The organism is Methanobrevibacter filiformis, from assembly GCF_001639265.1.
GTDB classification, from domain to species: Archaea; Methanobacteriota; Methanobacteria; order Methanobacteriales; family Methanobacteriaceae; genus Methanacia; species Methanacia filiformis.
Genome location: NZ_LWMT01000270.1, coordinates 1 through 13,068, shown reverse-complemented (window position 1 = coordinate 13,068; position 13,068 = coordinate 1). Strand labels below are relative to the sequence as shown.

At 28.2% G+C, this 13,068-nt stretch carries 5 protein-coding genes; all 5 read left to right on the top strand.

Annotated features, from left to right (window positions below; translation table 11 throughout):
* The first annotated feature begins 14 nt into the window (after positions 1-14).
* The 5 genes from MBFIL_RS08770 (at position 15) to MBFIL_RS08750 (ending at position 12,761) form a co-directional block, all read left to right on the top strand.
* The gene (locus tag MBFIL_RS08770; RefSeq protein ID WP_066973650.1) at positions 15-8,648 is read left to right on the top strand and encodes a beta strand repeat-containing protein; all 8,634 of its coding nucleotides are present in this window, start codon (positions 15-17) and stop codon (positions 8,646-8,648) included.
* A 505-nt stretch (positions 8,649-9,153) separates the two neighbouring features.
* Positions 9,154-9,759, top strand: coding sequence for a restriction endonuclease subunit S domain-containing protein (locus MBFIL_RS08765; RefSeq protein ID WP_066973647.1), 606 nt, complete (start codon positions 9,154-9,156; stop codon positions 9,757-9,759).
* A gap of 47 nt (positions 9,760-9,806) precedes the next feature.
* Entirely contained in the window at positions 9,807-11,330 is a 1,524-nt protein-coding gene (locus tag MBFIL_RS08760; protein WP_066973644.1) for a type I restriction-modification system subunit M, read from the top strand.
* A gap of 878 nt (positions 11,331-12,208) precedes the next feature.
* Entirely contained in the window at positions 12,209-12,505 is a 297-nt protein-coding gene (locus MBFIL_RS08755; protein WP_066973643.1) for a hypothetical protein, read from the top strand.
* Positions 12,477-12,761, top strand: a complete 285-nt coding sequence (locus MBFIL_RS08750; protein ID WP_066973641.1) for a type II toxin-antitoxin system RelE family toxin — start codon at positions 12,477-12,479, stop codon at positions 12,759-12,761. Before MBFIL_RS08755 ends, MBFIL_RS08750 begins: the two co-directional genes overlap by 29 nt.
* Positions 12,762-13,068 lie beyond the last annotated feature (307 nt).

The window sequence follows — 13,068 nt, the reverse complement described above, 5'->3', positions numbered from 1 at the left end:
TTATTAATACTATTTTGGTTATTAATTCTGTTCCTGATAGTAAGGTTAATAGTAGTGTTAGTGTTAATGGTACTTTAAAAGATGAGTATGGTGATAATGTTAGTGGTGTGACTGTTATAGTGACTGTAGATGGTTTTAATTATACTAGTACTACTGATAATAATGGTAATTGGAATATTACTTATCTTGTTAATTCTTCTAGTGAGATTAGTGTTGTTGCTACCTTTGCTGGGGATGTTAATTATACTGCTGCTGTGAATAGTACTGAGTTTGGTGGTGTGCTTATTAATACTATTTTGGTTATTAATCTTGTTCCTGATAGTAAGGTTAATAGTAGTGTTAGTGTTAATGGTACTTTGAAAGATGAGTATGGTGATAATGTTAGTGGTGTGACTGTTATAGTGACTGTGGATGGTTTTAATTATACTAGTATTACTGATAGTAATGGTGATTGGAATATTACTTATCTTGTTAATTCTTCTAGTGAGATTAGTGTTGTTGCTACTTTTGTTGGGGATGTTAATTATACTGCTGCTGTGAATAGTGCTGAGTTTGGTGGTGTGCTTATTAATACTACTTTGGTTATTAATCTTGTTCCTGATAGTAAGGTTAATAGTAGTGTTAGTGTTAATGGTACTTTAAAAGATGAATATGGTAATAATGTTAGTGGTGCGACTGTTATAGTAACTGTAAATGGTTTTAATTATACTAGTACTACTGATAATAATGGTAATTGGAATATTACTTATCTTGTTAATTCTTCTAGTGAAATTAGTGTTGTTGCTACTTTTGTTGGGGATGTTAATTATACTGCTGCTGTGAATAGTGCTGAGTTTGGTGGTGTGCTTATTAATACTACTTTGGTTATTAATTCTGTTCCTGATAGTAAGGTTAATAGTAGTGTTAGTGTTAATGGTACTTTAAAAGATGAGTATGGTAATAATGTTAGTGGTGTGACTGTTATAGTGACTGTGGATGGTTTTAATTATAATAGTACTACTGATAGTAATGGTAATTGGAATATTACTTACCTTGTTAACTCAACTGAACTATTTAATGTTGTTGCTGAATTTGTTGGGGATGTTAATTATACAAGTGTTACTAATAGTACTAGTTTTTATGGTTTGCCTTTAAACAGTACTTTGGTTATTAATCCTGTTCTAGGTACTAAATTGAATAGTAGTGTTAGTATTAATGGGACATTGTTAGATGAGAATAATCATGCGATCACTGGTGTAATTGCTACTGTGACTGTTAATGGTGTTAATCATAATATTACTACTGATAATAATGGTAAGTGGAATATTACTTATCTTGTCAATTCAACTGGAAGTATTAATGTTGTTGTTGTATTTAATGGTAATGCTAATTATACTGGTGCTACTGATAGTCTTGGTTTTAATGGTTTGGCTTTAAATAGTACTCTTGTTATTAATTCTGTTCCTGATAGTAAGGTTAATAGTACTGTTAGTGTTAATGGTACTTTGTTAGATGAGAATAATCGTGCGATTAGTGGTGTGGCTGTTGTTGTGACTGTTAATGGTGTTAGTTATAATTCTACTACTGATGGTAGTGGTAAGTGGAATATTACTTATCTTGTTGGTTCAACTGGAAGTATTAATGTTGGTGCTGTTTTTGATGGTAATGTTAATTATACTGGTGCTACTGATAGTGTTGGTTTTAATGGTTTGGTTTTAAATAGTACTTTGCTTATTAATTCTGTTCCTGATAGTAAGGTTAATAGTAGTGTTAGTATTAATGGTACTTTGTTAGATGAGAATAATCGTGCGATTAGTGGTGTGACTGTTTTCGTGATTGTTAATGGTGTTAATTATAATATTACTACTGATGGTGAGGGTAAGTGGAATATTACTTATCTTGTTGGTTCAACTGGATTATTTAATGTTGTTGCTGTTTTTGATGGTAATGTTAATTATACTGGTGCTACTAATACTACTACTTTTAATGGTTTGGTTTTAAATAGTATTTTGGTTATTAATCCTGTTCCAAGTACTGATATGAATAGTAGTGTTAATATTAAGGGTACATTATCCGATGAGAAAAATAATCCTATTACTGGTGTGGTTGTCTCTGTGACTGTTAATGGTGTTAAGTATACTCCTACTACTGATAATAATGGTAATTGGAATATTACTTATCTTGTTAATTCAACTGGAATTGTTAATGTTGTTGCTGTTTTTGATGGTAATGTTAACTATACTGGTGCTACTAACAGTTCTGTTTTTAATGGTTTGGCTTTAAATAGTACTTTGGTTATCAACCCTGTTCCAAACACTAAGATGAATACTAATGTTAGTATTAATGGTACTTTGTTAGATGAGAATCAAAATGCGATTACTTATGTGACGGTCTCTGTGACTATTAATGGTGTTAGTTATAATGGTACTACTGATGGTAGTGGTAAGTGGAATATTACTTATCTTGTTAATTCAACTGGGTCTTTTAATGTTGTTGGTGCTTTTGATGGTAATGTTAATTACACAAGTGCTACTAATAGTACTAGTTTTAATGGTTTGGCTTTAAATAGTACTTTGGTTATTAATCCTGTTCCTAATACCAAGGTGAATACTAATGTTAGTATTAAGGGTACTTTGTTATATGGGAATAATAATGCGATTAATGGTGTGATTGTTTCTATAACTGTTAATGGTGCTAACTACACTATTAATACTGATACTGAGGGTAAGTGGAATATTACTTACTTTGTTAATTCAACTGGGTCTTTTAATGTTGTTGGTGCTTTTGATGGTAATGTTAATTATGCAGGTGCTACTAATAGTACTAGTTTTAATGGTTTGGCTTTAAATAGTACTTTGGTTATTAATTCTGTTCCTAATGCTAAGGTGAATAGTAGTGTTAGTATTAATGGTACTTTGTTAGATGGGGGTAGTAATCCTATTGGTGGTGTGGTTGTCTCTGTGACTGTTAATGGTGTTAGTTATACTGGTACTACTGATGGTAGTGGTAAGTGGGATATTACTTATCTTGTTAATTCAACTGGGTCTTTTAATGTTGTTGGTGCTTTTGATGGTAATGCTAATTATGCAGGTGCTACTAATAGTACTAGTTTTAATGGTTTGGCTTTAAATAGTACTTTGGTTATTAATTCTGTTCCTAATATTAAGGTTAATAGTAGTGTTAGTGTTAATGGTACTTTGTTAGATGGGGGTAGTAATCCTATTGGTGGTGTGGTTGTCTCTGTGACTGTTAATGGTGTTAATTACACTGGTACTACTGATGGTAGTGGTAAGTGGAATATTACTTATCTTGTTAATTCAACTGGATTATTTAATGTTGTTGGTGCTTTTGATGGTAATGTTAATTATGTAGGTGCTACTAATAGTACTAGTTTTAATGGTTTGGCTTTAAATAGTACTTTGGTTATTAATTCTGTTCCTAATATTAAGGTGAATAGTAGTGTTAGTATTAATGGTACTTTGTTAGATGAGAAGAATGATCCGATTAGCAATGTGACTGTCTTTGTGACTGTTAATGGTGTTAATTATACTCGTACTACTGATGGTAGTGGTAAGTGGAATATTACTTACTTTGTTAATTCCACTGGGTCTTTTAATGTTGTTGGTGCTTTTGAGGGTAATGCTGTTTATACTGGTGCTACTAATAGTACTAGTTTTAATGGTTTGGCTTTAAATAGTACTTTGGTTATTAATTCTGTTCTAGAAAATGTTAGTGTAAATAATAATGTTAGTATTAATGGTACTTTGTTAGATGAGAAGAATGATCCTATTAGTGGTGTAACTATCTCTGTAACTGTTAATAGTATTAATTATAATATTACTGCTGATAATGGTGGTAATTGGAATATTACGTATCTTGTTAATTCTACTGGAATTGTTAATGTTGTTGCTGTTTTTGATGGTAATGCTGTTTATACTGGTGCTACTAATAGTACTAGTTTTAATGGTGTTCCTTTGAATAGTACTTTGATTGTTAATCCTGTTCCTAATACTAAGATTAATACTAGTGTTAGTATTAATGGTACATTGTTAGATGAGAATAATGGTCCATTTGCTGGTGCGGATGTTTTTGTGACTGTTAATGGTGTTAATTATAATAGTACTACTGATGGTAGTGGTAATTGGAATATTACGTATCTTGTTAATTCTACTGGAATTGTTAATGTTGTTGCTACTTTTGATGGTAATGTTAATTATACTGGTGCTACTAATAGTACTGGTTTTAATGGTGTGGCTTTAAATAGTATTTTGGTTATTAATCCTGTTCCAGGTTCTAATGTGAATAGTAGTGTTAGTATTAATGGTACTTTGTTAGATGAGAACAATAATTCGATTGCTGGTGCGGATGTTATTGCGACTGTTAATGGTGTTAATTATACTGGTATTACTGATGGTAGTGGTAATTGGAATATTACTTATCTTGTTAATTCTACTGGATCATTCAATGTTGTTGTTGTCTTTAATGGTAATACTTATTACACAGGTGCTACTAATAGTACTAGTTTTAATGGAGTTGCTTTAAACAGTACTTTGGTTATTAATTCTGTTCCTAATACTAAGGTTAATACTAGTGTTAGTATTAATGGTACTTTGTTAGATGAGAATAATAATTCGATTGCTGGTGTGAATGTTTCTGTGACTGTTAATGGTGTTAATTACACTGGTATTACTGATGGTAGTGGTAGGTGGAGTGTTAATTATCTTGTTAATTCTACTGGATTGTTTAATGTTGTTGCTGTTTTTGATGGTAATGCTGTTTATACTGGTGCTACTAATAGTATTGGTTTTAGTGGTGTGGCTTTAAATAGTACTTTGGTTATTATTACTCCTATCCCAAATACTAAGGTGAATACTAAGGTTAGTATTAATGGTACTTTGTTAGATGAGAATAATAATTCGATTGCTGGTGTGAATGTTTATGTGACTGTTAATGGTGTTAATTATACTCGTACTACTGATAATGCGGGTAAGTGGAATGTTACTTATCTTGTTAATTCTACTGTACTGTTTAATGTTGTTGCTGTTTTTGATGGTAATTCTATTTATACTGGTGCTACTAATAGTACTGGTTTTAATGGTTTGGCTTTGAATAGTAATTTGATTGTTAACCCTGTTTCAGGCACTAAGGTTAATAGTGGTGTTAGTATTAATGGTACTTTGTTAGATGAGAGGAATAATTCGATTGCTGGTGTGAATGTTTCTGTGACTGTTAATGGTGTTAATTATACTGGTATTACTGATGGTAGTGGTAGGTGGAGTGTTAATTATCTTGTTAATTCTACTGGATTGTTTAATGTTGTTGCTGTTTTTGATGGTAATGTTAATTATACTGGTGCTTCTAATAGTACTAGTTTTAGTGGTGTGGCTTTAAGTAGTAATTTAGTTGTTAATTTTGTTCCTGATACTAAGGTTAATATTAGTGTTAGTATTAATGGTACTTTGTTAGATGGAAATAATAATTCGATTGTTGGAGTGTCTGTCTTTGTGACTGTTAATGGTGTTAATTATACTGGTATTACTGATGGTAGTGGTAAGTGGAATGTTACTTATCTTGTTAATTCTACTGGATTGTTTAATGTTGTTACTAAGTTTGGTGGTAATGTTATTTATACTGGTGCTTCTAATAGTGCTAGTTTTAGTGGTTTGGCTTTGAATAGTAATTTGGTTGTTAATCCTGTTGCAGGTGCTAAGTTGAATAGTAGTGTTAGTATTAATGGTACTTTGTTAGATGAGAGGAATAATCCGATTGCTGGTGTGAATGTTTCTGTGACTGTTAATGGTGTTAATTATACTGGTACTACTGATGGTAGTGGTAAATGGAATATTACTTATCTTGTTAATTCAACTGGATCATTTAATATTGTTGCTGTATTCAATGGTAATGTTAATTATACTGGTGCTTCTAATGGTACTAGTTTCAGTGGTTTGGATTTATATAGTACTTTGGTTGTTAATCCTGTTGCAGGTGCTAAGTTGAATAGTAGTGTTAGTATTAATGGTACTTTGTTGGACGAGAATAATAGGTCTATTGCTGGTGTGAGTGTTGTTGTGGTTGTTAATGGTGTTAATTATACTGGTACTACTGATGGTAGTGGTAGGTGGAGTGTTAATTATCTTGTTAATTCTACTGGGATTGTTAATGTTGTTGCTGTTTTTGGAGGTAATGTTAATTATGCTGGTTCTACTAGAGGTACTAGTTTTAGTGGTTTGGCTTTGAATAGTACTTTGGTTGTTAATCCTGTTGCAGGTGCTAAGTTGAATAGTAGTGTTAGTATTAATGGTACTTTGTTGGATGAGAATAATAGGTCTATTGCTGGTGTGAGTGTTGTTGTGGCTGTTAATGGTGTTAATTATACTGGTACTACTGATGGTAGTGGTAGGTGGAGTGTTAGCTATCTTGTTAATTCTACTGGGATTGTTAATGTTGTTGCTGTTTTTGGAGGTAATGTTAATTATGCTGGTTCTACTAGAGGTACTAGTTTTAGTGGTTTGGCTTTGAATAGTACTTTGGTTGTTAATCCTGTTGCAGGTGCTAAGTTGAATAGTAGTGTTAGTATTAATGGTACTTTGTTGGATGAGAATAATAGGTCTATTGCTGGTGTGAGTGTTGTTGTGGCTGTTAATGGTGTTAATTATACTGGTACTACTGATGGTAGTGGTAGGTGGAGTGTTAGCTATCTTGTTAATTCTACTGGGATTGTTAATGTTGTTGCTGTATTTAAGGGTAATGTTAATTATACGGGTGCTACTAATGGTACTAGTTTTAATGTGACTAGTGACAATGTTAATATTAGTATTATTAAAATAGCTAGTGTCAATGGGGTCAATACTGATGTTAGTAATGTTCATATTGGAAATATTGTAATTTATACTATTAATGTAGTGAATAATGGTGCAAATGGTGCTACTGGAGTTATTGTAACTGATATATTAGATAGTACTAAGTTGAAATTTAATAAAGCATCTGTAACACAAGGTTCTTATAATAATGATAAGGGGTTATGGACTATTGGAGGACTTGGAGCTGGTAAGACTGTAACACTTACAATTAATGTTACTGTAATAGCTATAGGTAATATTAGTAATTCTGCTAACATTTCAGCTAATGAGAAGAATATTAATAGTAAAAATAAGAGTACAGTTAATATAACAGTTAGTGATGTTAATATTAGTATGTCCATGGTTTCTAACGTTACTGGAGGTACTAATCCTCATTATGGTGATGTGGTAAGCTATAAGATTACAATTACTAACAATGGTATAACTGATGGTCATGGTGTTAACCTTACTGATATACTTGGAAATAAATTGAAATTTATCAGTTATTCTACTACTGATGGAAGTAAATATGATCAAAACACTGGTATTTGGTCTATTGGTACTTTTAAGGCGGGCTCTACTGTAGCCTTAACAATTAATGCTAAGATAAATGATTTAGGTGAAATAAACAATGCTGCTAAAATTAATACAAAGGAATCTAACATTAACAATAAAACAAATAATAGTATTAAGTTCACAGTTAATAATGTGAATTTAACCATTACTAAAACTAATAACATCACAGGAAAAGCACAAATTGAGGATTATGTTGAATACACCATTAAAGTAACTAATAATGGTCTAACTACAGCTTCTAATTTCAATATATTAGAAAAATTAGGCTCTAGATTACAATTTATTAGCTATTCATCAAATATTGGAACTTATAATGATATATCAGGGTCATGGAACATATCTAGCTTAAGCAGTGGAAAAATAGCTACATTAACAATTAAAGCAAAAATAATTAGTACAGGAACTATAAAGAACACTGCCACAATCAACACTACTGTTGATAACATTGGAACTAATAATAGTTCTATAAGTATTGTTTCAGAAGAGATTCCAAGTCAAATCAGCACAATAAATGTGATTGGAACTGTTGATAACTCTGTTATAATTGAATCTATTTTAAAAGATAACAAGGGTAATCCTATTGTTAATAAAGAGGTTAAATTCTATGTTAATGGAGAATTTGTGGGAACTGCTATGACTAATGTAAAGGGTGTAGCTCGCTTTAGCTATGTTCCAAAGACAGTAGGTAAATTCACTTACACATCAATATTCACTGATCCAACAGGAGTTTATGGTGCTTCAAGATCATCACAATCCAATGTAATCGTAAATAAAGATAAAATTACTTTAGCACTTAAATTACCAACTGGTTATGTTGGAGATAAAAAAACAATAAAAGTCAAAGCTACAAATAGTGAAGGTAAATTAGTTCCAAACAAAAAATTCACAGTTTATATAAATGGTAAAAAAGTAGGTACTTACAAAACTAATAGTAAAGGTGAATTTGCTATAAAAACTACACTTAAATCTTCAAATAAATTACAAATTAAGTTTGCTGGAGATAGTAAATACGATAAATTGTCTAAAAAATATACATACAAAGCTAAAACTAAAGAGAAAACAATCACTACTGTTTATTATACTAAAACCAAGTATACTAAAGCTGTAAATTTAACTGCTAAATTAACTAATGGCAAAGGAAAAGCACTAGCTGGTAAATATATTAAATTCTATGTTGCAGGAAAATATGTTGGAAAAGCCAAAACAAACAAAAAAGGAATAGCTGTTTTTAAATATACTCCTAAGAAGAAATAATAATTTTTTATTTTTTCATCTTATTTTTATATTTTCTTTATTTTATTATTTTTTAGATATTTATTATTACTTATTTTTATATTTTCTTTATTTTATTATTTTTTAGGTATCTATTATTACTTATTTTTATCATTACTTATTTTTTCATACTAATTTTGTTATATTCTCATAATTTGTCATCAATGATAAATGACAAGATATTTATAAAATAATCTTTAATAAATTTAGAATAATATTGTCATCAATGATAAATGACAAGATATTTATAAAATAATCTTTAATAAATTTAGAATAATATTGTCATCAATGATAAATGACAAAATATTTTTGAATTTATTAGTAACAAATTTTAATTATTAATGTCATCAATCATAAATGACAAAAATTATATTAAATCTAAAAAATTATATTAAATTATATTAAATCTAATATTTTATTTTGTTAAAAATGTTTTAATAAAACTTATTGATTTAAATATAATAATTTTTAAATAATGAGGATAAAAATGATTTCTAAACATCATAAAAAAACCAAAAAAGAAGAATATCTAAAATTAGGTCAGATAGCTGATATATATTCTGGAGTTGTACTTAGTAGAATTAAATCAAATAATCCTAATGAGGACTCACATAAATATCATGTTATTACTAAAAAAGCAGTAAACAATAATTTCATGGATACAAGTCAATTTGAAGAGATATACACAAATAAAGAAATAGATGATAAATTCATAGCTAAAGATAAAACATTGGTAATGAAATTAACACCGCCTTATAGCTTATCAATAATAGCTTTCCATAGAGAAGATGTAATAATTCCATCAAATTTTGCAATAATTCATGTTAATAATGAATTTGATGAATTTTATTTATCTTATGTTTTAAACAGTAACAATCTTCGAAAACAAATAATTAAACTTGTTGAAGGAACACCTTTTCCAGTAATTAAGTTAGATTATTTAAATGATATTAAAATTAAAAAAATTGGTATTTCAAAACAAATTCATTACTCTAAGCTATTTTCATTATTAAATAAAAGAAAAAATTTATTAAAGCGAAAATTAGAAATTGAAGAAAATATCATTAAATTGACGATAGATTCATTATCATAATCAATTAATTAATAGTTATTAAAATTATATCTAAAGGAGATAAATAAATGATAGGTGGAGATAATATTGTAATAGAAGATCAGATATTATCAATAATTAATAAGTTTAAGAACAACATTGAGGAAGATGTTTTTGAAAATTACTTTTTAGGATTTATTTTTTACATGCATATGTCTTATGAGATGGAGATGTACCTAAACAATAAACTCAATTCATATAATTCAAATTTAAGTGCAGTATATGAAAAGAAAAAATATGAAAGTAATTTAAGGAAAGATGGAATTGATAATTTGGGGTACTTTTTAGAACCTAAATACTTATTTTCAAATATTATAAAAAAAACAAAATATCATAGATTAATAATAGAAAGTTTAGAAAAAGCATTTAAAAAAATAGAAGAATCAACTAAAGGTCAAATTAGTGAAAATGCTTTTAAAAACATATTTAAAGATATAGATTTACACTCACCAAAAATTGGAAAAAAACCAGAAAATAGAATTAAATTAATTACAGATTTATTAATTCAATTATCTCAAATAGATTTCAAAATAAATGACTCAAAATATATTTTTGAATATTTAATAGCTATTTTCCCTAAATATGCAGGAAGAATATCAGCAGATTCCCAAACTCCAAATCAAGTATCAAAAATCATGGCTCAGATAGTAGCCAACAGTAAAATCACAATAGAAAATGTTTATGATCCAAATTGTGGATCAGGAACACTAATGTTAGAGCTTAATCAAGAAACAAAAGTCTTAAAATTCTATGGACAAGACTCTAATCAAACAAATTACAATGTTGCGAGAATGAACATGATAATTCATAGGATTCCATATGATAATTTTGATATTAGAAAAGAAGACTCCCTGGAAAACCCAGCTTACATTGGTAAAAAATTTGAAGCTATCATTTCAAAACCACCATTCACCTCAAAATGGTCACAAGATCCTGATTTTATAACTGATCCTCGATTTAAAGATTATGGTATATTAGCTCCAAAATCAAAACCAGACTTCTCATTTATTCAACATGCACTATTCTATCTAAATAATAATGGTACATTAGCAATAGTCCTACCTCCAGGAATTCTTTTTAGAGGATCATCAGAAAAACAAATAAGAAAACAATTAATAGAAAAGAATTATTTGGATGCAGTAATAGGATTACCTTCTAACTTATTCCCTAAAACAACCACTCCAACAGTAATATTAGTGTTTAAAAAATCCAGATCAACTGAGGATAAAATTTTATTCATAAATGCATCAAAAAACTACAAGAAAAGCAAAAATCAAAACATAATAATGGAGGAAGATATAGATAAAATAATAGCTATTTATAAAAATAAAGAAGAACAATCCAAATTCTCTCATTTAGCTACTTTAGATGAAATTAGAGAAAATGATTATAATCTAAACATCTCAAGATATGTAGATACATTTGAAGAAGAACCATTAGATTTAGATGAACTCAAAAGCGAACTCAGATTTATTGATAGAAAAATAGACAATATTGATCATGAAATTAAAAGATATTGTAGGGAGCTTGGGATTAGGGATTTAGTGTATTGACAATATATTAATGAATCAGCTAATGTATTACTCAAAATAAAGCTTAATTTAAATAATTTAAAACTATCTATCAAATTTAGATACTTCTTTGGATTGATTTAGTTTTAGCATAACATTCTTTAAATATCCTATTGAAATTTTATTAGTTTATCTTTAATTTCATTCATATTCTTCATCTTTCCTATTTTTTAAATATTGTATAATTAAAATCTCATTGGGGGGTAGGGGACTATGATTTATAAAGTTTTTAACAATTAAAGAATTAGACAACCCTTTCTTGCCCAGTTTTTATTTCTTAAAAAGAATATTACTGTGAATGGTTCAACTGCTTTTAGTTTAGTTTTATTAGATTTTTTCTTAAGAATTCTATTATATGGATTATTATTTTAAATTAAATTTTTTATAAGTAAAAATAGAGTGTTTATTTTGTATAATATCTAAAAATTCCGTATTTTTTCTTTCAAATGCTTGAAAACAACTCTCTACAATCATATCTGCAAATTGTATTCCTAAATATTTAGCGGAATTATTATGGTATATATTAGAATTGTAAGTATAAATTTCTTTAGGTTTGAAAATTAAGATGAAAATGGTAAAATTCTACTTGAAGAATGAATAGAAGTTTTAACTATAGTAGAAAACCGATTTTTTGGCAATATTAATAAATTCCAAATAGCTTATTTTATTCTCTATATTTGAAATAAAGACATATTAACTAAATAAAAAAATATAATTATTGCCAAAAATTTTGTGCTTGACTATATTTTAGGTTTTTTATAACTATCCTAATTGCCAGTCTCAAAATTTCTTTTCAACAAATAAAAATATATAATATAAAAAACAAACTATGATAAATATGGATAAATAGGGGATTAAATATGAGTGTCATAAAAACTATAAAAATTAAAGATAGTATATTCCAAGACCTTAAAAAATTAGCTGAAAAGGAAAACAAAAGTGAAGAAACAATTATTAACGAATCATTGGAAAAAACAATTTCAGAAAATGAAATTTTTGAAAATAGAAAAAAATATCCTGATGGAATACCAATTGAAATTTTTGCTTCAGAATTTGGTGAAACTCCTGAAGAGTTTAAAAGAAGGCTTGAAAAAGTCAAAACAGAAGAAAGTATAAAAGTTGATATTAATGAGCTTAAAAAAGAACTTGACTTATAAACTCACTATCAAACCATCTGTTAAAAAATATCTTCTTAAGCTATCTAAAAAGAATAAAAAAGATGTTAATATAATTTTAAAAGGGATTGAGGATTTAATCAATAATCCATATAACTCTGACTTTTTAAAAGATAGTCAAGACAAAGAACGAAAAATCAGAAAAGGAAATTATAGAATACTATTTTTAATTTTTGAAGATGAAAAACAAGTTGAAATACTAAAAATAGGTAAAAGAAGTAATATTTACAAAAAATGAATATCTTTCATATCTGTGATAAGTCAAACATGAATTTATTGGCAAAAACATAATATTTGGTTCATTAAATAAAATGTCTTTAATCTCAATTTAAAGATTAATGAGAAGTATTTGGGATAGTGAAATTTTTCAAAAAATTGGTTTCATACTATTGTCAAGACAAGTTAATATTTGAGATAAGTTTATTTATTATTAAGTTATATATAATATACATGTCAAGGCGAAGTTTTGAGTTTAATGAGGATGATGAAAAATTTTTAATAGGCTTTGTTAAAAATTCGAAGGAAACATTAAGAGCATTTGTACT